The organism is Streptomyces sp. NPDC048361, assembly GCF_040651795.1.
Taxonomy (GTDB): Bacteria; Actinomycetota; Actinomycetes; order Streptomycetales; family Streptomycetaceae; genus Streptomyces.
Genome location: NZ_JBEZKW010000002.1, coordinates 56,805 through 79,496 on the forward strand (window position 1 = coordinate 56,805; position 22,692 = coordinate 79,496).

The window sequence follows — 22,692 nt, forward strand, 5'->3', positions numbered from 1 at the left end:
GGTGTACACCGACAGAGCCTAATGGGGGCCTGTGACAGTGCATTGGCCACAGAGCTGACAGACTGTGGAGGACGGATGACCCCATACGACCACCGGAGGCGGCGCAGTGTCGGAAGCCAGGACCCCTGCGCAGATCGAGGCGGACATCAGGAGCCGGCGGGACCAGCTCGCGGTGACCCTTGACGAGATCGGGGTGCGGCTGCACCCGTCCACGATCGTCGGCGACGCGAAGGCGCGGCTCGTCTCGACGGTGGACCACACCGCGGGACGCGCGTACGTCGCGGTGAACCGTGCGGTGAGCGATGTGAAGGCGCAGTTCGTGTCCGAGGACGGGGCGCCCCGCGTGGAGCGCATCGTGCCGGTCGCGCTCGTGGCGGTCGGCCTTGTGGGGCTGTTCGCCCTGTCGGCGAAGAAGCGGCGTGCCTGACCCTTCGGCGTACGTCCGGCGCCGGTGCGGGTAGGTTCGACCTCGTGAGCGAGAACACCCACGACAAGCTGCCCATCCGGATGTTGCACGACCGTGTGCTCGTCAGGTCAGACACCCCCGAGGGCGAGCGGCGTTCGGGCGGCGGCATCCTCATTCCGGCGACCGCCGCCGTCGGCAAGCGGCTGGCCTGGGCCGAGGTGGTCGCGGTCGGCCAGAACGTGCGCACGGTGGAGCCGGGCGACCGGGTCCTGTACGACCCCGAGGACCGTGCCGAGGTCGAGGTGCGGGGTGTGGCGTACGTCCTGATGCGGGAGCGCGATCTGCACGCGGTGGCGTCCGAGCGGGTGTCGGTGGACGCGACCGGGCTGTATCTGTAGCGGCGCGGCTGTATCTGTAGCGACCCGCGGGTCCACCTCGACGAGCCTCGCCAAAGGGCTGGTGACCGTTGTCACCGGCCCTTTCGCATGCCCTTTGTTACGGTGGTGGGACCCCGACGAGACGCGTCGTACCGGGTCAGGACAAGACGACGCACCCGCTCAGTCCCTCACGCGTCTCGGAGGTGCCGTCATGGCATGGGTTCTGCTTGTGGTCGCCGGTCTGCTCGAAGTCGGCTGGTCGATCGGGATGAAGTACACCGACGGTTTCACGCGTCCGGTGCCCAGTGTGCTCACCGGCCTCGGGATCGTCGCTTCCATGATGCTGCTGTCGCAGGCCGCCAAGACGCTGCCGATCGGCACGGCGTACGGCGTGTGGGTGGGCATCGGCGCCGCGGGTGCGGCGGTGCTCGGCATGGTGGTGCTGGGTGAACCGGCCACCGCCGCCCGGATCTTCTTCGTCTGTCTGCTCCTCGTCGCGGTCGTCGGCCTCAAGGCGACGAGCGGTCACTGATCACGGCGCACCGCCGCACTGTCCGGCCACCCGGACCGCCGCGCTGTCCGGCCACCCGTAGCGCCGCGCTGTCCGGCCGCCCGCAGCGCCGCACTGTCCGGCCACCCGTAGCGCCGCGCTGTCCGGCCACCCGTACCGCCGCACGTCGTCATGCGCACGTCGTCATGGGCGGGTCGGGCTCCATGGGGTGCGGGGGCCCTGGGGGCGTTCGGCGGCGCCGGCCGTGGTGCCGCCCGCTCCGTCGGTCGCGCCGCCTTCGGTGCCGCCGGTATCGGTGGCTCCGGTGGTGCCGCCGTCCGTGGCGCCGCCCTGGGTCTGGCCTTGTGCCTGCCCCTGGCTCTGCCCCTGGGTGGGGCCCTGGTTCTGGCCGGCGTTGACGGCGCCCTCGTTGTCGGCGCCGCCCTGTGTCCCCTGGGTCTGGCCTTGTGCCTGGCCCTGGTTCCGGCCTCCCGTCTGGGCCTGACCTTGGGTCCTGCCCTGATCCTGGCCTTGCGTGCGGCCCTGGTCGCGGCCGCCGGTCCTGCCTTGGTTCTGGCCCTGCGTCTGGCCCTGGGTCTGTCCCTGGTCCTGGCCCTGGGTCTGTCCCTGGTCGGTGCCGGGCGTCGGGGACTGGAACGGGTTCGAGGGGGACGGCGGTTCGACCGGGAGGTTCGCGCCGTCCTGGAGTTCCAGGTCGAAGTCCTTGACCTCGCTGCCCTGGAGGGCGCCCTTGGTGTACTGGGCCCAGATCTGCGCGGGCGGCCCGCCGCCGTTCATGCGGGGCAGGCCGAGCGCTCCGTACAGCGGCTGCTGCACGGCCGTGTCGGGGTCGGCGCCCATCACGGCGACGACGGTGGCCAGGTCGGGGGTGTACCCCGCGAACCAGGCGGCCTTGTCCTGTTCGGCGGTGCCGGTCTTGCCTGCGGCGGGCCGTCCGGAGGCCTGCGCGGCGGTGCCGGTGCCGCCGTCGACGACGCTCTGCAACATCGACGTCGTGGTGTCGGCGGCCTCGCGGCTGACGGCCTGCTCGGTGTCCTGGGAGGGCAGGTCGGTCGTCCCGCCGTCCTTGGTGACCGATGCGACGATCGTGTACGTGCCGTGTCTGCCGTGCCCGGCGAGCGTCGCGTACGCCTGGGTCATGTCGAGCACGCTCGCGGTGGACGGCCCGAGCGCGATGGAGGGCGAGGCGACCAGGTCGGGGGTGGTGGCGGGGATGCCCAGGTCGATCGCGCTCTGCTTGACCTTGCCGGGGCCGACGTCGACGGCCATCTGCGCGTACACGGCGTTGACGGACTTGTCGGTGGCGGTGCGCACGGTGATCTGACCGTAGGAGACGTCGTCCTCGTTGGCGGGGGCGTAGAAGCCGCCCTTCCAGCCTTGCACGGGGCGCTTGTTGGTGCCGTCGTAGACGGTGTTGGGGGTGATGACGCGCCCGTCCTGTGTGGTGGAGCCGTTGGCCACCGCCGCGGTGAAGACGAACGGCTTGAAGGTGGAGCCGACTTGGAAGTCGCGCCGGGTCGCGTTGTTGACGTACTGCTTGGTGTAGTCGATGCCTCCGTACATCGCGACGACCTTGCCGGTCGACGGGTCGATGGAGGCGCCGCCCACGCGGACGGTGCGGTCGGCCTTGCGGACGCTGCTGAGCTGGGAGTTGACCTTGTCGTCGACGGCCTTGACGAAGGCGTCCTGCTTGGCCTTCTCGATGGTGGTGGTGATGCGGTAGCCGCCGGTCGCGAGGGTGTTCTCGTCGATGATCTTGTTGCTGGTGAGGTAGTCCTTGGCCGCCTCGACGAGGTAGCCGCGCTGCCCCGCGAGCCCGGCGCGCGGCTTGACCTTTCCGGGTACGGGGAACGTGGTCGCGGCCCGCTCCGAGGGGCTGAGCCACTTCTTCTTGACCATGCCGTCGAGTACGTAGTTCCAGCGGGCCAGCGCCCGGGGCTTGTTCGCGGGGTGGGAGATCACGTCGTAGGCGCTGGGGGAGTTGAGCAGCGAGGCGAGGTAGGCGCCTTCGGCGGTGGTGAGCTGTTCGACGTTCTTGCTGTAGTACGCCTGGGACGCGGCCTGGATGCCGTAGGCGTTGCGGCCGAAGTAGCTGGTGTTCAGGTAGCCGGCGAGGATGTCCTCCTTGGTCTCCTCGCGGTTGAGCTTGATCGCGATGAAGAATTCCTTCACCTTGCGGGTGACGGTCTGCTCTTGACCGAGGTAGTAGTTCTTCACGTACTGCTGGGTGATGGTGGAGCCGCCCTGGGTGCCCTTGCCGCTGAGCGTGTTCCAGGCGGCGCGGACCATGGCCTTGGGGTCGACGGCGCGCTCGGAGTAGAAGTCGCGGTCCTCGGCGGCGAGCGCGGCGTGCTGCACGGTGAGCGGGATCTGGGCGAGTTGGACGTTCTCGCGGTTGACCTCGCCGTCCGAGGCGAGCTGGGTGCCGTCGGCGTACAGGAATACGTTGGACTGCGCGGTGGCCACGGCGTTGGCGGGCGGGATCGACACGAGGGTGTAGCCGGCGATGAACGCGCCGATGATCAGCAGGGCGCAGAGCAGGAAGAGGCCGAGCAGCACGCGCCAGGGCGGAACGAAGCGGCGCCATCCGGTGCGGCGCGGGCGCGTGCCGTTGCCGTTGCCGTCCGGAGGGGGATCGCCGTCCGCCGCGGCTTGCTCCGGCCCGGCGCCGCTCCCTGCCCCGCTTCCGGCTGCGGCTCCGGCTGCGGCGGGGCCGAGATCCCGGGGCTCCCAGGTCCGCGGCGGCTGGGATCCGGGGTGCGGTGGCTCCGGCTGCTCGTCGTCGCTCATGTCTCTCCGGCCAGTGCGTGTCGATCGCGTGCGGGTGCGGGGTGGGTGCGGGGTGGGCGTGGTCGTTCCGATTCGGGTGGGCCCATGCAGTCTTATGTGAACGATTCAGTTGATTGAAAGCGATTCGTCTTATTAAAGCGTTCCGATCTGGTTTTCGGTTGATTCGCCGGTCACGACACTGTGCGTGCCCGACCGGGGAAATTGCGTCGCGAAGTCCGGAGCGCTGGGCTAGGCTCCTGCGCTTCGGTGCCGACGGAGGCGAGGGGGGCGTACGTGCGGCTGTACGGGGTCGTGGCCCTGGGCGGGTTCCGGCGCTATACGACGTACCGGGTCGCCACGGCGGCCGGGGTCTTCACCAACACCGTTTTCGGCGTCATCGTGGCGTACACCTATATGGCCCTGTGGGAGCAGCGCCCCCATCTGGGCGGCTACGACCAGTCCCAGGCCCTCACCTATGTGTGGGTCAGCCAGGCCCTGCTGATGACGGTCAACCTGTTCGGCGGCGGCTTCGCGGACGAGCTCGTGGAACGCATCCGTACGGGTGACATCGCGATCGACCTCTACCGTCCGGCCGACCTCCAGCTGTGGTGGCTCTCGGCCGATCTGGGCCGGGCGCTCTTCCACTTCCTGGGGCGCGGGGTCATCCCGCTCGCGTTCGGCGCGCTCGTCTTCGACCTTGCGCTGCCCGCCGACGCGGCGACCTGGCTCGCCTTCCTCGCGGCGGTCCTGTTCGGCGTGGTGGTGAGCTTCGCCCTGCGCTTCCTGGTGGCGCTCTCGGCGTTCTGGCTGCTCGACGGCGCGGGCGTCGCCTCGCTCGTCTCCATCGCGGGCCTGTTCTTCTCCGGGATGCTGCTGCCGCTCAACGCCTTCCCCGGGCTGCTCGGCGAGGTGGCCCGCGCGCTGCCCTGGTCCTCGCTGCTCCAGATTCCGGCGGACGTACTGATGGGCCGCCACCGGGGCTGGGGCCTGTTCGGCGCGTACGCCTTCCAGCTGGGCTGGGCGGCGGCCCTGCTCGGCGCGGGCCGGCTCCTCCAGTCCGCGGCGGTACGCAGGGTGGTGGTGCAGGGTGGGTGAGGCGCGCGAGGCCGGGCCGGGCGCGTGGAGCGCGTACCGGATGATCGCCGGGATGTGGATCCGCTCCACCCTCGCCTACCGGGCGTCCTTCGCGATGATGCTGCTCGGGAACTTCCTGGTGACCGCCTTCGACTTCGTCGTGATCGCTCTGATGTTCTCGCAGGTCCGCTCGCTCGGCGGCTACTCGTTCGCCGAAGTGGCGTTCCTGTACGGGACGTCGACGACGGCGTTCGGGCTCACCAACGCCGTCCTCGGCTCCATCGACAAGCTCGGCGCGCGCATCCGGGACGGCACGCTCGACACGCTCCTCGTCCGACCGGTCCCGGTGCTCGCCCAGGTGGCGGCCGACCGCTTCGGGCTCCAGCGCCTGGGCCGGCTCCTCCAGGGTGTGCTGGTCCTGGCCGGCTCACTGGTCGCCCTCGATGTGCACTGGACCGTACTGAAAGCGGCCCTGGTCCCGGTGATGCTGCTCAGCGGTACGGCGCTGTTCTGCGCGGTGTTCGTGGCGGGCGCGGCCTTCCAGTTCTGGGCGCAGGACGCGGCGGAGGTGCAGAGCGCGTTCACGTACGGCGGGCAGACCCTGCTCCAGTACCCGCCGACCGTGTTCGCCAAGGACATGGTGCGGGCCGTCACCTTCGTCCTGCCGCTGGCCTTCGTCAACTGGCTGCCCGGGCTGTACGTGCTGGGCCGCCCCTATCCGCTCGGTGTGCCCCAGTGGCTCGCCTTCGCGCCCCCGCTGGTCGCCGCCGGCTGCCTGGGGCTGGCGGGCCTGGCCTGGCGGGCGGGTGTGCGGGCGTACCGCAGCACGGGAAGCTGAGGTGCGCCGGCAGCTCCGCCTCACCTCGTCCGACCTCATCTCACCTTGCAGCAAAGGAGGTTGACCAGTGGAACCAACGAACCTCATCGAACTCGACGACGTCGAGAAGGTCTTCGACGTACGCCGCAGAACGGGCCGGCTGCGCCGCGAGAAACGGCAGGTCAGGGCGGTCGACGGGATCAGCTTCCGGGTGCCGCGCGGCGAGATGGTGGGCTACATCGGGCCCAACGGCGCCGGAAAGTCGACCACCGTCAAAATGCTGACGGGCATCTTGACACCGAGCGCCGGCCGGCTGCGTGTGGCGGGCCTCGACCCGTCCCGTGAACGCACCAAGCTGGCCCAGCGCATCGGCGTCGTCTTCGGTCAGCGCACCATGCTCTGGTGGGACCTGCCGCTGTACGACTCGTACCGCCTCGCCCACCGCATGTACCGGATCCCCGACGCCCGGTTCCGCGAGAACCTCGACCGATGCGTCGAACTCCTCGATCTGGCAAGCCTGTTGGACGTTCCCGTACGTCAGCTCTCCCTGGGGCAGCGTATGCGCGGCGACATCGCGGCGGCGCTCCTGCACGACCCGGACGTCCTCTACCTCGACGAGCCGACGATCGGCCTCGACGTCATCAGCAAGGCGAAGGTGCGGCAGTTCCTGCGCGATCTCAACGCCGAGCGCTCCACCACCATCCTGCTCACGACCCACGACCTGACCGACATCGAGCAGCTCTGCAAGCGGGTGATGGTCATCGACCACGGGCGTCTGATGTACGACGGGGCGCTCGCCGGGCTCCACGAGGCGGGCGAGAGCGAACGCACCCTCGTGGTCGACCTGGAGCGCGAAGTGCCGCCGGTGGAGGTGGCGGGCGCCCGGGTGGTGAAGGTGGAGGGCCCCCGGCAGTGGCTCGCCTTCCCGGCGTCGGCGTCGGCGGCGCCGCTGGTGGCGCAGATCGCGCAGGCCTACCCGCTGGCGGACCTGTCGGTGCGGGAGCCGGACATCGAGGCCGTGATCGCGCGCATGTACGCGGGTGAGGGCCTTCACTAGGCTTCACGGCATGACGAGTGAACCAACGGGTGGGCTGCCACAGATGCGGGCGTCGGACGCCGAGCGGGAGCGGGTCGCCGAGTCGTTGAGGGACGCGGTGGCCGAGGGGCGCCTCGACATGGAGGAGTTCGAGCAGCGCCTGGAGGCGGCCTACAAGGCGCGTACGCACGGGGAGTTGGAGCCACTGGTCCGCGACCTGCCGGCGCCGGGTGCCTCCGGCCCTGCCGTCGCGGTACCGCGCCGTACGCAGGACGACGTCGAGGTCCACTGGCCGTCCCGCATCGGCCATCCGCCCACCTCCAAAGGAGGCTTCGCCCTGTGGGGCGGGTTCGCCCGCAAGGGCAACTGGACGGTGGCCAGGACGTTCACCGCGTTCGCGATGTGGGGCGGCGGCGACATCGATCTGCGCGAGGCCCGCTTCGAGGACCGCCGTACGGTGCTGCGCCTCTTCACGATCATGGGCGGCATCGGCGTGACCGTACCTCCGGAGCTGAACGTCCAGGTCAAGGGCTTCGGTTTCATGGGCGGGGTGGGCGGCAGCAAGGCCAACGGCGAGGGCACGCCGGGCTCGCCCGAGGTCACGATCGTGGCGTTCGCGCTGATGGGCGGGATCGGGGTGGACCGCAAGATGAGGAAGGCCCAGAAGGAGCGGTTGCGGTTGGAGCGGCGGGGCGGGGAGCGGGACGGGGACGAGGGTCGGGACCGGGGCCGGGGCCGCAAGGAGCTGGGCTGAGCGGGAGAAGGGCCGCGGGCGGCGGGCGGCGCGTCCAACGCCCGCGCCGGCCTCTTCGTTCCCGGGCCCCTCGCAAAGCCCCCGTACGAGTGGACGTACGCACATACGGCGAGGTACGGGAACTGATCGCGCGGCTCGTCAGTACTTCATGGGGAAGACGTCACTTCACGGGGAGGACGTCAGGCGGACCGCCCACGGGAAGAGGCCGCTTCCGGCAAGAACGGTGGAGCGAGGCGAATGGAACGCAGGAGAACGGAGCCGGGGCCCGAGCGGCCGGCCGAGGCGGACGCGGGGGCGGGGGCGGCCCGCGCGTCGGCGTCATCGCCCTTCGCGTACACGGCGGCGGACGAGGAGAAGCGCCGGGGCGTGCGCCGTATGAAGGCCACGGCGACCGGACTGCTGATCCTGGTCGCGGCCGTCTTCGCCCTGGCGACGTGGGCGGATCGTACGGGGGCGGGCGCGTGGGCGGGGTATGTGGCGGCGGCGGCCGAGGCGGGCATGGTGGGTGCGCTGGCCGACTGGTTCGCGGTGACGGCGCTCTTCCGCCGCCCGCTGGGCCTGCCCATTCCGCACACGGCGATCATCCAGAACAAGAAGGACCAGTTCGGGGCGTCGCTCGGCACGTTCGTCGGCGAGAACTTCCTGTCCGCGGCGGTGGTGCGCACCCGTCTGCACGCCCTCGGTATCGGGCGCCGACTCGGCACCTGGCTCGCGGAGCCCGAGCACGCGGACCGGGTCACGTCGGAGCTGGCCACGGCATTGCGCGGGGCGTTGACCGTGTTGCGGGACGCCGACGTACAGGCGGTGGTGGGCGAGGCCATCACGCGCCGGGCGGACGCGGCGGAGATCGCGCCGGGCCTGGGCAAGACGCTGGAGCGGATCGTCGCCGACGGCAGCCACCGCAAGGCGGTGGACCTGGTGTGCGTACGGGCCCACGACTGGCTGGTGCTGCACGGGGACTCGGTGATGGACGCGGTGCAAGGGGGCGCCCCCGGCTGGACCCCGCGCTTCGTGGACCGCAAGGTGGGTGAGCGCGTCTACAAGGAACTGCTGCGCTTCGTGACGGAGATGCGCGACATGCCGGCGCATCCGGCGCGCGGGGCCCTCGACCGTTTCCTGGCGGATTTCGCGGCGGACCTCCAGTCGGACACGGAGACGCGGAGCAGGGTCGAGCGCTACAAGTCGGAAGTCCTGGCCCGGCCCGAAGTGCAGGACATCATCGCCTCGGCATGGTCGTCCGTACGCTCGATGATCATCGCGGCGGCGGAGGACGACCACAGCGAACTGCGCCTGCGGGCCCGGGGGTCCCTGCTCTCCCTGGGCACCCGTCTGACCACGGACCCGCGCCTGCAGTCCAAGCTGGACGGCTGGCTGGAGGACGCGGCGGCGTACGTGGTGTCGACGTACCGCGCGGAGATCACGTCCCTGATCACGGACACGGTGGCATCGTGGGACGCGAACGACACCTCCCGCAAGATCGAGGCGAACATCGGCCGCGACCTGCAGTTCATCCGCATCAACGGGACGGTGGTGGGTGCGTTGGCGGGGTTGGTCATCTATACGGTGTCGCACGCGGTCGGGGGCTAACGGCTCGGCCGGGGCTCCGCCCGTGTTCCGCTCGTGACCCGACGCGGGGCTCCGCTGGGCCGGGGCTCCGCTGGGGCTCCCACCGGGCGGGGCTCCGCCGGCCTTCGCCGGGCGCACGGCCGGCCTGCCTGTCCTTGCCGTCCGGTCGTGCGCCCGACCACTGCGGGGAGTTGCCGTTAGGTACGGCGCGGGGCGGGCCTGCGTTCAGCGGCCCCGGAACTTCTTGGCGCGCCCTACTTGGCGGCGTTGCGCGTGACAGCCCAGGAGGCCGCGGCGACGACTCCGGCGACACCGAAGACGGAGGGCCAGGCGCCGACCTTCTTGGCCAACGGGTGCGACCCGGCGAACGCGGCGACGTAGGCCCCGGTCAGCCCGACGGCGGCCTTGGTCCCGGCGGCCTGCTGCCACTGCCGAGCGGCAAGCGCCCCCGCCGCGGCAAGCGCCACCCCGCCGAGCGGCCGCTTCTTGCTCCACCGAGCCACCCCATACCCCCCGACGAGCCCGCCGGCCGCGATCGCAGTTGCGGGAACCTTTGCCATGGTTTGCCTCCTGAAGTGCGGTTTCCTTGAGGCTACGCGGGGGCGCTGCGCGGCTCTGAGCGGGTGCTGCTGACGTATGTCCGTCCGGCGGGCGATCGCTGAGAGGGCTGGCGCGAATGCAGACCGCGCCAGCCCTCTCGAATTGGCGGGGACTACCGTCCCCGCTGGGCCCAGGCCTCAAGCCAAAGTGCCGCGATCGACAGGACGACGAGCGCCCAGAGGGAGCCGGGGTCTTGAGGCGCGTGCCCCGACAGGATGGCGGAGCAGAGGACGCCGCTCCCCATGACGGAGGCGTACCGGGGGTACTCGCGCCGCAGGCCGGGCACCGAAATAGTTACCTGGGCGACGATCGTGCGCGTGCGATCCGCAGGAGGGAGGGCCGGCTCCAGCCCACCGGAGGCGTCGTCTCCCTGCGGCATGTCATTGTTGGTCATAGCGTTCCTATCCTCTGTGCACGCGGATGGAAATGTGGGGCGCGGTGCCCGCTGCTCCGTGCGTCTCCAAACCTCGGAGCAGCGGGTCACTCTTCTTTTCTCCGCCCAGGGCTCGGAGAGCCCTGGGACGTCCTGGGGCTGGTATCGGAGCCACTGTCGAGGGCTCCAGGCAGAGGCCCTGTGTCGCGGGGGGTCAGCCGCTGCGCTGAACGGAAGCCTGTACGAGAGCCATCGCGTCGTCATAGCACTGCGCTTCCAGAAGCGCTGCCGTGACCAGCAGAACATCCTCAGCCCGTCGTTCCGAGGCGCTGGCCAGCACGGCGTCGACCGCATCCCTTTCCTGCGCAATGGTGTAGGCGGCGATCACATCCCGGATCTCGGCTGGTGTATGCGTCTGTCCGATGTGCCAGAACAACGAGAACGCGTCGTTCTCCCGCCCTGCCTTGAGGTGCCGGATGGCGTCATCTGCAGCCGGAGGAGTCGGTCGCGGAGCGGGGCCCCCCTGTTGCGCCGGCAGGACCACACCGCCGTGCTGGCGACGGCGGGCAGCCTTGAGGCGAGCGAGCTGGGCCTGCACTGCGTCGTCGCCCAGCCCCCTTCGCGAGACTGAAGCTGCTCTCCAAATTTCCAGCACGTCTTCCAGGGACGGCAGGCGGGCTGGGTCCTCCGCCTCGCAATCGAGGGCGATCTCGTAGAGGCGACGCATGACGTTAAGCGGGGGGACGGAGCGCGCACGAACGTACGCCGACAGGGCGGAACGGGCCGTCGGCACCTGCTGTGCGATGACATTATGACTGCTGTAGGTGCTCATGGAGTGCTGGCATAACTCGCGCACCAAGAGCGCACACTCCCGCTCCGCTGCTGTCGCGGCAGCGTGAAAGCCGGCGGTAATTTTCCCTCGCGGGGGCACTGAACCTCTGTTCCCGGGCGGATAGCCTTTCGCCCTGTCCGATGTGTTCGTTGACCGGCCCATTTCGGAACTACCACGCTCAGGCCCGATCAACCTTTTCCTGATGTGATCATCGCATTGCAGGGGCGGCAAAAGTCAAGCCACCGCTGTTCGCCAACTTGCGGCCATGGGAAATCGTGATTCTTGAGACGATGCAGCGATTTGTATGGTAGAGGAGCGCGCCGGGAGGCGGAATTCCATCCTCCGTTTCCCACGATAGCTGCCATAGGGCTTTGTGAAGCCGGCTGATTCCACGTTCTGTGGCCGAAAAGGGTCGGCGGTGCCGTTTCGTCTCCGTGCGCTGCCGGTGCTCCTGACAGTTGCCGGTGCTGCCGCAGACGGTTGCCGGTCCTCCTGTGCGGCGCGCATTCACCGCAGAGCTCCAGTTCAGGCACAGGGCGGACTTGTTCGGCGGATCGTGGGCAGGGCGCCCCGCCTCCTGGGTGGCGGTAGCGAGCATCTGGGGCTCCGGGAGGCCGCCGGTCGGCTGATGGAATGCCGCCGCGGAGTTCGCGGTAAGGGTGAAGTGTGCCGATGTGTGCTAATTCGCGAGGTACTTCCCGAGCCCCGGGATGGGTTTCCGATACCGCCTCCACCCTGCAGAGTCAATACTTCTATGTTCATAAATCCGTGAACGCGGCCCGCCGGTAAAAAGTTGCCCGCGCCCCGCTGGGTGGGGATAAATGGAGTGACCCTGATGTTCGGGGTGCCTGCGCGTTGCGGCCAGCATTGCTTTCGGAAGGTGACTGTCATGGTGTTGCCGTCGTGGACGGACGAGAATCTCGGCACTATGAAGCGGGCCGGTCTCTGGTTGGTAAGTGTCGTGGGTGAAGGCAGTACCTTCACGAAGGATGAGCTGAGGCAGGCCTTTCCGGGGGTCTCCCAGATCGACCGGCGCATGCGGGACTTGCGCGACCATGGCTGGCAAATCGATACAAATCGAGACGATATTACGCTAGAGCCCCACGAGCAGCGTTTTGTCCGGCAGGGAGAGCCGGTCTGGGAGCCTGGAAAGGGGCGTGCCAAGTCCACGGTCTCCGTCACCGCGACACAACGCCGCGAAATCATGAGCCGGGACGGCAACTTCTGCAGGTCCTGCGGGATCTCCGGTGGCCAGACTTATGCCGGCACGTTCGAGAGTGCTCAGCTCGACATTGCCCGCCGGCAGGTCAGGCAATCTGATGGCGCGGTCTCGGTGGAGCTGGTGACGGAGTGCAATCGTTGCCGTGTCGGCGGCCGTCAGCTCACCGCTGAGCCAGCTGATGTGCTGGCGCAGGTACGTCAACTAGGTCGGCTGGAGCGCCGGGTTCTCGCCGGCTGGATCGCTGATGACCGACGTCCGTTCAGCACAGTGGAGCGGCTGTGGGCGGAGTACCGAGCCCTGCCTGAAGAGTCCCGGATCAGGATCCGTCAGGTGCTGGACTCTGCCGACACTGACTGAATGGGACCGGTCTGGACCGCGGCGCCCGCCGCCCCCCATCCTCCTTTTGAGCCGAAAGTGAGACATGAGCAAGGATTTCGGAAGGCCGCCGCGAGCGAAAGAGAACCAGGAACTGGTCCTGCAACGCCTCGCCGAAGCAGGCACCGCGGCCGGCACCCAGGAGACGCTGACGGTTGAGTGGCGGGGGCTGCCCCTGCATGTGGAAGTCATCAACATGCCGGTGGCTTCGCTTTACTACAACCCGGGGACACACCGCATCCGCGCGCAGCGGAGCTACGACTCCGCTCGCGACCGGCAGCTGGACCTGGACCCCTGGAGCACGGCCAGCCAGGAGTACCTTCACTACCTCCTTAAGGCACTGCCGGCTGACCCCTCGAAGGAGGATCCGGACTACCAGGTCCTGAAGGACAGCCTTCACGACTTCAAGCAGAACGATCCTGGGCTCATCACCCGCGACGGAGTGCTGGTCAACGGCAACACACGCCGGGCTGCACTGTCCGAGCTGGGCGTTGCTCACATCCGGGTGGGCGTGCTGCCTGACTCCTGCACCTGGGACGATGTCGACGCGGTTGAGCTTTCCCTGCAGCTGCGCAGAGACCACCGGCGCGAGTATTCGTACGTCAACAGGCTCCTTGCCATCGATGAGCAGTTCAGCATCGGGAGGCAGCCGGCGGACATCGCCCGTGACTTCCGGATCCGGACGGCGACCTGCGAGCAGGACCTGTGGATCCTGACCTGTCTGCGCGACCTGATTGAGCGGAGCCGGGACGGTGACGCGGTGCTGCGGCTTCTCGATTTCGAAGACCATCAAGAGAAGCTGCGGGAACTCCACCGGCGCTACGTCAAGGAATCGGCGGTCAGCAGGGAGAACGCAGACCTCCTGAAGGAGAGTCGTCTTGCCGCCATTCTTCTTGGCTTCTCGAAGACGGATGTCCGTCTCATCGAGCCCGACTTCAGGGCGAGGTACCTCGATAAGCGTCTTCCGGCGGAGTTGAACCCCGTAGCCGCTGCGTCCGCGGTGACGATTCCAGGCCTGGGCCGGACGGTACGCGCAGCAGACCCCAAGGTGGGGGCCGCGAGAGCGCTGACGGACTCCGTCCTGAGGGCGAAGGCAGTCGAAGGGGCCGCAGAGACAGTCGCCGCTGATCGGGTGGTTGCTGCGACCAGCACGTTCCGGGCAGCGCGCGAGGCAGTTGAGAGCGCCTTGGAGCCGGCGGGCAAAGACGCCCGAGTCCGCAAGCGTAAGCAAGCCGCTCCCGATCGGATCCATGACGCATGCCAAGATCTCGAGCAGTGCATCACCGACCTGGTGATGTCCCGTGCGTCCCGCAGTCTCGATGAGGAGGCGCTCGACGAGGCGGTGGTCAAGCTGCGGGACACCCTCGGCAAGCTCGCAGCCCAGTGCGCTCGTACCATTTCCGAGCCTGGTGAAGGTGTTGCGTGGCTGCTTGATGCGGCACGCCAGAAGGAATGAGGGCTGATGGCCAGCGGGGGCGGACCTTCACTGCGCATTGGGTTCGACGTGACCCGGACCAAGGCAGCCCTCCGGGCCGCGCCTCACCATCAGGGAGACCTGGCCCAGCTCGCTGCCCGGTTCCCCGCCACGAGCCAGCGCGAACTCCTGGGCGTGGAAATCGCCCTTGATGACTTCTTGGTGGGGCTCGACGCTCTGGGAGCGTGGCCTTCTCCCGAGGACGTCGAGTGGGAGGACGCTCTCGCCGAGCTGGTGGGAGGGGTGCTCGATGACGCTGCCAGCGCCGAACAGTCCCTACATGACCGTGGCCCCGACAGCCGGACTGCGTTCTCCGCCGACGAGGTCGCGGGTCTGCTCGGCTCAGGGTGGCGAGCAGAACTGACATCGTTCCAGCGGCGCGATATCGCCTATCTCCTCTCCATGCGGCATGGGGCGAACTTCAGCGTGCCGGGTGCGGGGAAGACCCGGGTCGCGCTCGCTGTCTACGCCGCAATGCGGGAACGTGGCGAGGTCAGCCGGCTCTTGGTCGTGAGCCCGAAGTCAGCTTATGAAGCATGGCGCTTCGAAACGGCAGAGTGCCTCAGCACGCCGTTGGCCAGCGAGGTGATGGGCAAGCGGCCCCAGCTCGGTACGGAAGTGCTCGTCGTCAACTACGAACGCCTAGACCGGTCGTTGGCCACGCTCGCGTCCTGGCTGCGAGCCGCCCCGTCCATGATCATCTTGGATGAAGCGCACAGGATGAAACTCGGGGTACAAGGAACGTACGGCAGCGCCTGTATGGCTCTGGGTCCGCTGGCTCGCAAGCGCCTCATACTGACCGGCACGCCTGCTCCCAACGGCGCCCGTGATCTGGAAAATCTGCTGTCCTTCGTCTGGCCAGGTCACGGTCGGCGTGTGGTCACCAGTGCTGTGGACGGCGGCGACCTGAGCCATGCCAGCAAAGTGCTCCGCCCGCTGTTCACCCGGACGACCAAACGGGAGCTGGGGCTGCCGCCTGTGGTGACGAAGATTCGGTATGTGGATTTGCCACCGCTGCACCGCGAGATCTATGACGCGCTGGTTGGCCGGTTCACGGCCAGGGCGGAAGCGTCGCGGGATGACTTCGACGCGCTGGGAAAAGCACTGCTTCGCCTTCTGATGGCGGCCACGAGCCCGGCCCTGCTCAGCAAGGGAACGAGCCGGTACGAGCCCCTCACGTACCAGGTGCCACCCCTGGAGGTACCGCAGGGTGACTCTCTGTACGCGCTGTTGCGGGATCTGCCGAGTTACGAACTCTCACCCAAGTACGCGGAAGCCCTCAGCCTGGTGGCAGCCAACGCCGCGCTTGGACGTAAAACTCTGGTGTGGACGACCTTCGTGCGGAGCCTGACCACGATGGAGAGGATGTTCGCGGAGTACAAACCAGCTGTCGTCCATGGCGGGACCCAGGACAGGGACGAGCAGATCACGAGATTCCGCGAAGATCCCGACTGTTTGGTGCTGCTCTCCAACCCGGCCACCCTGGGAGAGGGCATCAGTCTCCATCAGGTCTGCCACGATGCTGTCTACGTGGACCGGGATTTCATGGCGGGACGTTTCCTGCAGAGCCTGGACCGTATCCACCGTCTTGGCCTCGCCCCGGAGACAGAGACCCGTGTCACGGTCCTTGCGGCGGTCGGCACGGTCGATGAGGTCGTTGCGAAGCGCCTGGAGGAAAAGGTCACGTTCATGGGGCGCATTCTGGACGACCCCGCTGTACACCGGCTTGCTGACCTTGAGGAAGAACCCTCGGTGGCTGGAGGCATGGACGCCCTTGATATCCAGGCCCTCCTGGGGCACATGAAGGCCCTCAGCGCCAGGTGAGGCCTGCTTGTCACGCAGCCACATCCTTCCGCTCGTACCTCAGGGGAGCGTTCTGCGAGAGGAGCCCGGCGTACAGGGGTGTTCTGAGAGGGCCGTGGCGTGCGGCAGACTAGTTCCGTCTCGTTGTCAGTGGGGTCTGTCACCCTCTGTGTTGGTGGATTGCTTAAAGCTGCCACCGTTGTCGACCGGAAAGTGAGGGGACATGATCCGCACGAATGAGCTCAAGTACTCATCTGTAGAGATCTGTGCGGGGGCGGGCGGGCAGGCAGTCGGTCTCCACCAGGCTGGCTTCAAGCACGTGGCACTGATTGAGATCGACAAGGATGCGTGCCAGACGCTGAGAGACAACACAGGCGCCGACGCCGAGTGGTCGGGGTGCAGGGTTATCCAGGCCGACCTCAGGGAGTTCGACTCTCAGGATCTGGGGCTTCAGCCCGGCGAACTGGACTTGCTTGCGGGCGGAGTGCCGTGTCCTCCGTTTTCCGCCGCGGGCAAGCAGCTCGGTGCGGACGATGAGCGTGATCTCTTCCCCACGATGCTGGATCTCGTCGATCAGCTCGAGCCCAAGGCCGTGATGATTGAGAACGTCCGGGGTCTCGTAGATCCGAAGTTCACTGCCTACCGCGCCGACATCGTCAAGCGGCTCGAGTCGCTGGGTTACGAGAAGTGCTACTGGGAGGTGCTGGAGGCGAAGAGGTACGGCGTCCCCCAGCTGCGTCCGAGGGCCATCCTCGTTGCGATGAAGCCCGAGTACGCAAAGTACCTCGAGCATCACAAGCCTGCGCCTGTGCCCGAGGTCAAGGTGGGGGAGGCTCTCGAAGAAACGATGCGTGAGCGCTTCGATGCGGTAGCCGATGACCCCCGCGCTGACCAGGCGTTCAAGGACTGGTACGAGAATGCACTCAAGGGAGTGGCTCCGACGCTAGTCGGTGGCTCGAAGAAGCACGGGGGCGCCGACCTCGGTCCGACGAGGGCTAAGCGGGCCTGGTCTGACCTCGGCGTATGCGGGCTCGGCGTTGCCGACGACCCTAAGAAGCTCAAGGACAAGGAACGTGACCTTTTCGCGAAGGCTGGCCCCAAACTGACCGTACAACAAGCCGCCATCATCCAGGGATTCCCCACCGAATGGGCCTTCGCCGGGCGTAAGACTGCTGCGTACCGGCAGGTGGGAAATGCCTTTCCGCCCCCCGTGGCCAGGGCTGTAGGCGAGCAGATCTATGCGGCGTTCGAGGCGGCTTCCCGGGAGCAGAATGGCTGACGCTCAGGGGACCTGCTGGGACGGAGGCCGCAGCCGTCTAACCGTGGCCGCGATCCGGAGCGCACATTCTTCGGGCGGCTCGTGTTCCCAAAACCGGAGCACTGTCCAGCCTGCAGAGCGCAGCTTCTGATCAGTGTCGCGGTCACGGTTCACGTTTCCGACGACTTTCTGCGACCAGTAGCCATGGTTCGTCTTCGGCGGTACGTAGTGTTCCGGGCAGCCGTGCCAGTAACAGCCATCAATGAATACTGCCACCTTTGCGGGACGGAAGACCATGTCGGCAGTACGGCGAAGCTCCGGTACCGGCTTCGCTGAAACGCGGTAGCGAAGCCCCTGGGCGTGCACAAGCCGGCGGACGAGCTGCTCGGGTTTGGTGTCCCGGCTCCGGATCGCCTGCATGTTCCGGCGCCTCGCGGCAGAGGATGCCCAGGATCCGGGCGGGGGGCTCCAGTCGTCTGTCATGTTCGGCACGGCTCGCTCTAGCTGATTCGTCGCCCTGCGGGCGGAGATCACTGGGTGGTCGACGTGGGTTCATCATGACACCGGCCGTGCAGCCCCCTGTGAGCTTTCTGGTGACAGAGGCCGCAGCCGGGACGCCTCGAGCCGGTCACCTCGCTTGCTTGGTATGGGTGGGAAGGGGCGGGGCTGTCTGCGGAGCGTCCGTGGCGCTGGCCACAACCCAGCGTCGCCCGCCGAGGACCACGCCGGGACTGGAGGGTTGGCCAGAGCATGCTTCCGCTACCCGGACGCTGACAAACTCACCCTCGGCCGGTACGGGAACACCCAGTTGCGCCGCGACCTGCCGGTGGCTGTCGTAGTCACCCATGATGAGGATCCCCTCCTCCCGCAGAGCCGTTCGGGACCCGCCGTTGCCCCTCACGCGCTTCATGTAGTCCTTCTGCTGGGCGACAGTACGCACCACACTGCGCCCGATGCGCCGCTGCTGGGCCCTCCGGAACAACTCATTGAGGCGGGCCTGGCCCGAGGGGCGGGCGAAAATGGCTTCGCGGTCGCTCTCACTCATATGGAGAAGGACGTTCTCTGGCAGTGCGCAGCCGTGCCAGAGCCAGAGGATTTTCTTCCGGTGCTCGGCCTTGACCGTCAGCTTCGCATCACGGTTGTTCCCTTTGTTGAGCCACTCGGGCTTTATCCGCAGGAGCCCGGCGCTCCATTCACTCTTGTAGTCATCTGCCCAGACGAGCAGACACAGGTGTCCCATCGCCTCGGGCGGGATCATCCAACCTCCGAAGAGCTGCGAGTACTTGCAGTCGACATCAGCTCCAGCGATCTCGTAATCCATATCGATACCGTCGCTGAACTTGAACTCCCGTTGGAGGTTGATCTCGACGACAGTTCCGGCGTGTGTCTTCTCGGTCTTGTACAGAGATTTCCAGTCGTACCGGCCAGTGGCTTCGCCGTTGAGGAGCTGGTCGATCGTGTCGCGCAGTACCGCGGCGAAGCGTTGGCCGGTGGGATCGAGTTGGCGCAGACGGGAGTAGACGGCGGCGAGTTCGGGGTCCTCTTGTAAAAGGACCTGTGACTGGATGTTCACCGCCGCGGCGAGATCGAGCGGAAGCAACGGACGGACCTCGTTCTTTCTTTGATGCTGGCAGATGGGGCAACGGCCCGTGGAACCCAAGGGAAGCCGCGAAAAGATCAAGCCGCCCCGTGGCAGTCCCCGTAGTTGACGCCTGAGCCGCACCAGCAGTCCGCGCCGCGGCCCGGGGGCCAGGAGGTGGCTCGGCCTCGGGCGGCGAGGGTGGTGGCGTATTGGGGGAGGAGGTCGGCGTTGGCGGGGGAGGAGGACTCCGAGGCGGCGAAGGCCTCGTAGGAGGGGACGGTCGCCGTCACGATGCCGAGGTTGGGGGTGCCGGCCGCGGCCAGTTCGCGCAGGGACGCCTCGATGTCCAGCAAGTGGGCGGTGTGCGTGGGGTATTCGGACTGGAGCTCGGGGTACGCCGTGAGGAGTTCGTCCAGTTCCGGCTCCGGCCAGTGCAGGACCGCGACCGGGAACGGGCGGGACAGTGCCAGCCGGTAGGTGCCCAACTCGGCACGCAGGCGGGCCAGTTCGGCCCGGAGTTCGGCCGGGTCGTTCGAGCCGAGGGACCACAGGCGCTTGGGGTCGTGGAGTTCGTCCAGGGGGATCGGCGCGGTGTGCAGCTCGTCGGCGAGGGTGTCCCACGTGTCGTGCGGCAGCGCCAGCAGACGGCGTACCCGGTGGCGTGTGGTGAGGAGCGACCCGGTGCTGTACGGGAGGGCCGCCTGGTCGATGGTCGCCTCGGCCACGCCGAGGAGCGTCAGCGCCGTGGTCAGGGAGGCGTGGGCCAGGTCGAGCTCGTCGTGGGACTCCAGCGTCTCGGCGACGACGCCCCACGCCGCCGGGTCGAGCGGGGCCGCCGCGCGGATGCCGTCGATGATCGCGCGTGCCTCCGGCTCGTGGCCGTACTCCCACAGGTTCGCCGCCTTGAACGCCTTCACCAGGTGGGGGTGGTCCATTTTCGTGGCCGAGGACAACAGGCGGTCGTAGAGCGTGGTGGCCCTGGGGCGGTCGCCGGCGAGTTCCAGATGGGCCGCGGCCTGAAGGAGCAGGGGCTCGTGGTCCTCCGGGTACTGCGCGGCGGTGCGCAGCAGACGCTCGGCTTCGGCAGTGTGATCGGCAGGCGTGTCAGGGCGCATGAGGGACACCGTACTGCTGTACGGGGGCGTGGCGGAGGGCGCTTTTGACCCTGGGGAGTCGACTCCGTCACGTTGCGGGCCTGGTGAGTTGCGGGTGCGGCGCCTACCCTGCGCCCGTGCGCAGACGGATGCCGGTGGTGGTGCGGGGCGGGCGCGGACGGCGGGCCTGGGCGGCCCGGGGCCTGTGGGCCGGGGCCGAGCTCGCCGTGACCTGCGGGCTCGTCGTCCTGCTGCTCGTCGTGCACCAGCTGTGGTGGACCAACCGGGAGGCCCGCGCCGAGGCCGGGCACACCGTCCATTCCCTGGAGGAGACCTGGGACACCCCGGGAGGAGCTGCAGGGAGCGCGGACCCGGGGAGCGCAGGTGGGGGCGCCGGCGGCGATGAGCAGGTGGCGGTGGGGGAGGGGGGTGGTGTCGCTCCCGGTTCTTCGGGGGGCGCCCCGGCGGGCGGCGCCAAGGCGGGCGCCGGCGGTAGCGGTAGCGGCAGCGGTACGGGTGTGCTGCGCGGGGATCAGGCGTACGCCGTCATCCGGATCCCCCGGATCGCGGTCGCCGCGCCCATCGCGCAGGGCATCAGCAAGGCCGGAGTCCTCGACAAGGGGTACGTCGGGCACTACGTGCAGAGCGCGCAGCCCGGGCAGGCCGGCAATTTCGCGCTCGCCGGGCACCGCAACACCCACGGGGAGCCGTTCCGCTACATCAACAAGTTGCGGGCGGGCGACGAGGTGGTGGTCGAGACGCGGGACACCGTCTATACGTACGTCGTCGATTCCGTGCTGCCCCAGACCTCGGCGCGCGACAGCGGGACCATAGCGGCCGTTCCCCGGAGCGATGTCAAGCCCTCGTACGGGTACAGCGAGCCCGGGCACTACATCACGCTCACCACCTGCACGCCCGAGTTCACGTCCACCTACCGGCTGGTCGTGTGGGGCAAGTTGCGGGCGAGCAGGCCGCGCTAGCGTTCGGGTATGCGCCGTCGTCGATCTCATGTGCTCTGGCTGGGGGTGCCCTATCTGCTGTACCTGGGGGCGCTGCCCTTCGTGAACAAGGTGCGGCCCGTGGTGTTCGGGGTGCCGTTCCTCTTCTTCTGGCTACTGATCGCGACGCTCGTCACGCCGCTCGCCATCTGGCTGACCTGGCGCGGCGACAGACGGAGCGGCCGGCGCGGCGAGCGGCACGGTCACGTGGCGGGAGGCGGGCGATGAGCAGCGCGGCCGTCGCCACCACCATCTTCGGTGTCTTCATGGTGGGCGCCGTAGCCCTCGGTCTCTACGCCGTACACGGCCGGGGCGGGCGGGGCGGCGGAGGCGGTGGGCTCGCCGAGTGGTCCGTCGGCGGGCGGAGCCTGGGTACCGTGTTCATCTGGGTGCTGATGGCGGGCGAGAGCTACACCAGTTTCAGCTATCTGGGTGCCGCGGGCTGGGGATACAACTACGGCGCCCCCGTGCTGTACGTGGTCGCCTACATGTCGTGCGGCTACGCCGTCGGGTATGTGGTCGGGCCCACGTTGTGGGCGTACGCGAAGAAGCACGGCCTGGTGGGCATCACCGACATGGTGGCCCATCGCTACGGGCGGCCCTGGGTGGGCGCCCTGGTCGCGCTGCTCGCCACCGTCTTCCTGCTCCCCTACATCCAGTTGCAGATCACCGGCATGGGCGTGGTCGTCTCGACCATCTCCTACGGTGCGATCTCGCTCAACTGGGCCTATTTCATCGCCTTCGCGGTCACCACAGGGTTCGTGGTCGTCAGCGGACTGCGCGGCAGCGCCTGGGTGTCGGTGCTCAAGGACGTCCTCGTCATCGCCACCCTCGCCTTCCTCGCGATCTATGTGCCGCTGCACTACTTCGCCGGGTACGGGGACTTCTTCCACCGGATCGTGAGCGAGAAGAGCGACTGGCTCACGCTGCCCGGCCACGGCGGCGCCTTCGGAGAGGCGTGGTTCGCCACCACATCCGTACTCAACTCCCTTACGGTCGTCATCTTCCCGACCACGGTGGCCGGCTACCTCGGCGCGCGCAGCGCGGACGCTCTGCGGCGCAACGCCATGCTGCTGCCCGCCTACAACGTGCTGCTCTTCGTGCCGATGCTGCTCGGCATGGCGGCGATCTTCGTCGTGCCGGGCCTGGTCGGCGCCGACTCCAACCTCGCGCTCTTCAAGCTGGTCGTCGACTCGCTGCCCGCCTGGACCGTCGGGCTGATCGGGGTGGCGGCGGCGCTGTCGTCCATCGTGCCGATGGCCGTGTTCATGCTGGTCATCGGCACGATGTGGGGGCGCAGTGTGCTCTCGCTCGTGCCGCGGTTGCGGGAGCGGCAGAAGGGCGCGTCGCAGATCGTGGTGGTCGTCGCGGGCGCGCTCGCGCTACTCATGACGTACACCGTGCCCAACACACTCGTCCGGCTCTCGCTCATCTCCTACGAAGGGATGGCGCAGCTTCTGCCCCTGCTGCTTCTGGGGCTGGTATGGCGGAAGTTGACGCTGGTGGGTGGGCTCGCGGGGCTCGCGGTGGGGGTCGGGACGGTCTGCGGGTTCGTGTTCACCGACCATGACCCGGTGTGGGGGGTGAACGCCGGAATCGTCGCGCTCGGGCTCAACCTCCTTGTGGCGCTTCCCGTTTCACTCCTCGGGCCGAAGGGTGCGCCCGTACCGGACGATGTGCTGGCCCGTGATCCCATTCATGAGGAGGACCCCGAGGTGCTACGCGTGTGAGCGCGGCCTCGTCGGAGCGGGTGCCCAAGGCCCTGCACGAC

General features: G+C 68.3%; 22 protein-coding genes and 1 riboswitch. Of the genes, 15 read left to right on the forward strand and 7 right to left on the reverse strand.

Annotated features, from left to right (window positions below):
* Positions 1–106 precede the first annotated feature (106 nt).
* The 3 genes from AB0D31_RS01460 (at position 107) to AB0D31_RS01470 (ending at position 1,315) form a co-directional block, all read left to right on the forward strand.
* Positions 107–427: a DUF3618 domain-containing protein gene (locus AB0D31_RS01460; RefSeq protein ID WP_362715395.1), complete on the forward strand. Its 321-nt coding sequence runs from the start codon at positions 107–109 to the stop codon at positions 425–427.
* Positions 428–471: 44 nt separating this feature from the next.
* On the forward strand, positions 472–804 hold the full coding sequence (locus AB0D31_RS01465; RefSeq protein ID WP_114036654.1) for a co-chaperone GroES: 333 nt from the start codon (positions 472–474) through the stop codon (positions 802–804).
* Between the two features lie 85 nt (positions 805–889).
* A riboswitch (guanidine-III (ykkC-III) riboswitch) is annotated at positions 890–960 on the forward strand.
* A gap of 34 nt (positions 961–994) precedes the next feature.
* Positions 995–1,315, forward strand: coding sequence for a multidrug efflux SMR transporter (locus AB0D31_RS01470; protein ID WP_362715398.1), 321 nt, complete (start codon positions 995–997; stop codon positions 1,313–1,315).
* A 162-nt stretch (positions 1,316–1,477) separates the two neighbouring features.
* Here the strand turns inward: AB0D31_RS01470 and AB0D31_RS01475 are convergent, their stop codons facing one another.
* A complete protein-coding gene (locus AB0D31_RS01475) occupies positions 1,478–4,084 on the reverse strand; it encodes a transglycosylase domain-containing protein (RefSeq protein WP_362715400.1) in 2,607 nt (868 codons plus the stop codon).
* A 273-nt stretch (positions 4,085–4,357) separates the two neighbouring features.
* Here AB0D31_RS01475 and AB0D31_RS01480 point away from each other — a divergent pair, with 273 nt between their 5' ends.
* The 5 genes from AB0D31_RS01480 to AB0D31_RS01500 all read left to right on the forward strand — a co-directional run bounded on the left by AB0D31_RS01480 (position 4,358) and on the right by AB0D31_RS01500 (position 9,331).
* The gene (locus AB0D31_RS01480) at positions 4,358–5,158 is read left to right on the forward strand and encodes an ABC-2 family transporter protein (RefSeq protein WP_362715402.1); all 801 of its coding nucleotides are present in this window, start codon (positions 4,358–4,360) and stop codon (positions 5,156–5,158) included.
* Between the two features lie 40 nt (positions 5,159–5,198).
* Positions 5,199–5,975, forward strand: coding sequence for an ABC transporter permease (locus AB0D31_RS01485; RefSeq protein ID WP_362715800.1), 777 nt, complete (start codon positions 5,199–5,201; stop codon positions 5,973–5,975).
* A 67-nt stretch (positions 5,976–6,042) separates the two neighbouring features.
* Positions 6,043–7,011 (forward strand): ATP-binding cassette domain-containing protein, encoded by a 969-nt coding sequence (locus AB0D31_RS01490; RefSeq protein WP_362715405.1) that lies wholly within the window; start codon positions 6,043–6,045, stop codon positions 7,009–7,011.
* A 43-nt stretch (positions 7,012–7,054) separates the two neighbouring features.
* On the forward strand, positions 7,055–7,744 hold the full coding sequence (locus tag AB0D31_RS01495; RefSeq protein ID WP_362715803.1) for a DUF1707 domain-containing protein: 690 nt from the start codon (positions 7,055–7,057) through the stop codon (positions 7,742–7,744).
* Between the two features lie 237 nt (positions 7,745–7,981).
* Positions 7,982–9,331, forward strand: coding sequence for a DUF445 domain-containing protein (locus tag AB0D31_RS01500; RefSeq protein WP_362715408.1), 1,350 nt, complete (start codon positions 7,982–7,984; stop codon positions 9,329–9,331).
* A gap of 233 nt (positions 9,332–9,564) precedes the next feature.
* On the opposite strand, the gene AB0D31_RS01505 is transcribed toward AB0D31_RS01500, so the two are convergent.
* The 3 genes from AB0D31_RS01505 to AB0D31_RS01515 form a co-directional block, all read right to left on the reverse strand.
* Positions 9,565–9,870: a hypothetical protein gene (locus AB0D31_RS01505; RefSeq protein ID WP_362715411.1), complete on the reverse strand. Its 306-nt coding sequence runs from the start codon at positions 9,868–9,870 to the stop codon at positions 9,565–9,567.
* 152 nt (positions 9,871–10,022) lie between these two features.
* Positions 10,023–10,304 carry a hypothetical protein gene (locus tag AB0D31_RS01510; protein ID WP_362715414.1) on the reverse strand — a complete coding sequence of 94 codons (282 nt, stop codon included), beginning with the start codon at positions 10,302–10,304 and terminating at the stop codon, positions 10,023–10,025.
* Between the two features lie 193 nt (positions 10,305–10,497).
* The gene (locus tag AB0D31_RS01515) at positions 10,498–11,115 is read right to left on the reverse strand and encodes a hypothetical protein (protein ID WP_362715417.1); all 618 of its coding nucleotides are present in this window, start codon (positions 11,113–11,115) and stop codon (positions 10,498–10,500) included.
* Between the two features lie 889 nt (positions 11,116–12,004).
* On the opposite strand from AB0D31_RS01515, the gene AB0D31_RS01520 reads away from it, so the two are divergent.
* The 4 genes from AB0D31_RS01520 to dcm all read left to right on the forward strand — a co-directional run bounded on the left by AB0D31_RS01520 (position 12,005) and on the right by dcm (position 17,268).
* The gene (locus tag AB0D31_RS01520; RefSeq protein ID WP_362715419.1) at positions 12,005–12,694 is read left to right on the forward strand and encodes a hypothetical protein; all 690 of its coding nucleotides are present in this window, start codon (positions 12,005–12,007) and stop codon (positions 12,692–12,694) included.
* Between the two features lie 64 nt (positions 12,695–12,758).
* Positions 12,759–14,168, forward strand: a complete 1,410-nt coding sequence (locus tag AB0D31_RS01525; RefSeq protein ID WP_362715421.1) for a transcriptional regulator — start codon at positions 12,759–12,761, stop codon at positions 14,166–14,168.
* 6 nt (positions 14,169–14,174) lie between these two features.
* Complete coding sequence (locus tag AB0D31_RS01530) at positions 14,175–16,010, forward strand: DEAD/DEAH box helicase (protein WP_362715423.1); 1,836 nt, start codon at positions 14,175–14,177, stop codon at positions 16,008–16,010.
* A gap of 202 nt (positions 16,011–16,212) precedes the next feature.
* Positions 16,213–17,268, forward strand: coding sequence for a DNA (cytosine-5-)-methyltransferase (gene dcm / locus AB0D31_RS01535; protein WP_362715426.1), 1,056 nt, complete (start codon positions 16,213–16,215; stop codon positions 17,266–17,268).
* A 3-nt stretch (positions 17,269–17,271) separates the two neighbouring features.
* Here the strand turns inward: dcm and AB0D31_RS01540 are convergent, their stop codons facing one another.
* The 3 genes from AB0D31_RS01540 to AB0D31_RS01550 form a co-directional block, all read right to left on the reverse strand.
* Positions 17,272–17,730 carry a very short patch repair endonuclease gene (locus AB0D31_RS01540; protein WP_362715429.1) on the reverse strand — a complete coding sequence of 153 codons (459 nt, stop codon included), beginning with the start codon at positions 17,728–17,730 and terminating at the stop codon, positions 17,272–17,274.
* A gap of 145 nt (positions 17,731–17,875) precedes the next feature.
* On the reverse strand, positions 17,876–18,847 hold the full coding sequence (locus tag AB0D31_RS01545; protein WP_362715432.1) for a NaeI family type II restriction endonuclease: 972 nt from the start codon (positions 18,845–18,847) through the stop codon (positions 17,876–17,878).
* Positions 18,848–18,924: 77 nt separating this feature from the next.
* Positions 18,925–19,944: an SEC-C domain-containing protein gene (locus AB0D31_RS01550; protein ID WP_362715435.1), complete on the reverse strand. Its 1,020-nt coding sequence runs from the start codon at positions 19,942–19,944 to the stop codon at positions 18,925–18,927.
* A 128-nt stretch (positions 19,945–20,072) separates the two neighbouring features.
* On the opposite strand from AB0D31_RS01550, the gene AB0D31_RS01555 reads away from it, so the two are divergent.
* Genes AB0D31_RS01555 through AB0D31_RS01565 form a run of 3 tightly spaced genes read left to right on the forward strand, consistent with a single transcriptional unit; the run spans position 20,073 to position 22,651 of the window.
* Complete coding sequence (locus AB0D31_RS01555; protein WP_362715805.1) at positions 20,073–20,903, forward strand: class E sortase; 831 nt, start codon at positions 20,073–20,075, stop codon at positions 20,901–20,903.
* A gap of 9 nt (positions 20,904–20,912) precedes the next feature.
* Entirely contained in the window at positions 20,913–21,149 is a 237-nt protein-coding gene (locus AB0D31_RS01560; RefSeq protein ID WP_362715437.1) for a DUF3311 domain-containing protein, read from the forward strand.
* On the forward strand, positions 21,146–22,651 hold the full coding sequence (locus AB0D31_RS01565) for a sodium:solute symporter family protein (RefSeq protein ID WP_362715440.1): 1,506 nt from the start codon (positions 21,146–21,148) through the stop codon (positions 22,649–22,651). The genes AB0D31_RS01560 and AB0D31_RS01565 overlap by 4 nt, the downstream gene beginning before the upstream one ends.
* Positions 22,652–22,692 lie beyond the last annotated feature (41 nt).

Excerpts from the sequence above, each read along its gene's own strand:
- AB0D31_RS01470 (WP_362715398.1), top strand. The coding sequence starts at position 995 with ATGGCATGGGTTCTGCTTGTGGTCGCCGGTCTGCTCGAAGTCGGCTGG.
- AB0D31_RS01475 (WP_362715400.1), bottom strand. The coding sequence starts at position 4,084 with ATGAGCGACGACGAGCAGCCGGAGCCACCGCACCCCGGATCCCAGCCG.
- AB0D31_RS01485 (WP_362715800.1), top strand. The coding sequence starts at position 5,199 with ATGATCGCCGGGATGTGGATCCGCTCCACCCTCGCCTACCGGGCGTCC.
- AB0D31_RS01495 (WP_362715803.1), top strand. The coding sequence starts at position 7,055 with ATGCGGGCGTCGGACGCCGAGCGGGAGCGGGTCGCCGAGTCGTTGAGG.
- AB0D31_RS01500 (WP_362715408.1), top strand. The coding sequence starts at position 7,982 with ATGGAACGCAGGAGAACGGAGCCGGGGCCCGAGCGGCCGGCCGAGGCG.
- AB0D31_RS01505 (WP_362715411.1), bottom strand. The coding sequence starts at position 9,870 with ATGGCAAAGGTTCCCGCAACTGCGATCGCGGCCGGCGGGCTCGTCGGG.
- AB0D31_RS01510 (WP_362715414.1), bottom strand. The coding sequence starts at position 10,304 with ATGACCAACAATGACATGCCGCAGGGAGACGACGCCTCCGGTGGGCTG.
- AB0D31_RS01515 (WP_362715417.1), bottom strand. The coding sequence starts at position 11,115 with ATGAGCACCTACAGCAGTCATAATGTCATCGCACAGCAGGTGCCGACG.
- AB0D31_RS01520 (WP_362715419.1), top strand. The coding sequence starts at position 12,005 with ATGGTGTTGCCGTCGTGGACGGACGAGAATCTCGGCACTATGAAGCGG.
- AB0D31_RS01525 (WP_362715421.1), top strand. The coding sequence starts at position 12,759 with ATGAGCAAGGATTTCGGAAGGCCGCCGCGAGCGAAAGAGAACCAGGAA.
- AB0D31_RS01530 (WP_362715423.1), top strand. The coding sequence starts at position 14,175 with ATGGCCAGCGGGGGCGGACCTTCACTGCGCATTGGGTTCGACGTGACC.
- dcm (WP_362715426.1), top strand. The coding sequence starts at position 16,213 with ATGATCCGCACGAATGAGCTCAAGTACTCATCTGTAGAGATCTGTGCG.
- AB0D31_RS01540 (WP_362715429.1), bottom strand. The coding sequence starts at position 17,730 with ATGACAGACGACTGGAGCCCCCCGCCCGGATCCTGGGCATCCTCTGCC.
- AB0D31_RS01550 (WP_362715435.1), bottom strand. The coding sequence starts at position 19,944 with ATGCGCCCTGACACGCCTGCCGATCACACTGCCGAAGCCGAGCGTCTG.
- AB0D31_RS01555 (WP_362715805.1), top strand. The coding sequence starts at position 20,073 with ATGCCGGTGGTGGTGCGGGGCGGGCGCGGACGGCGGGCCTGGGCGGCC.
- AB0D31_RS01560 (WP_362715437.1), top strand. The coding sequence starts at position 20,913 with ATGCGCCGTCGTCGATCTCATGTGCTCTGGCTGGGGGTGCCCTATCTG.
- AB0D31_RS01565 (WP_362715440.1), top strand. The coding sequence starts at position 21,146 with ATGAGCAGCGCGGCCGTCGCCACCACCATCTTCGGTGTCTTCATGGTG.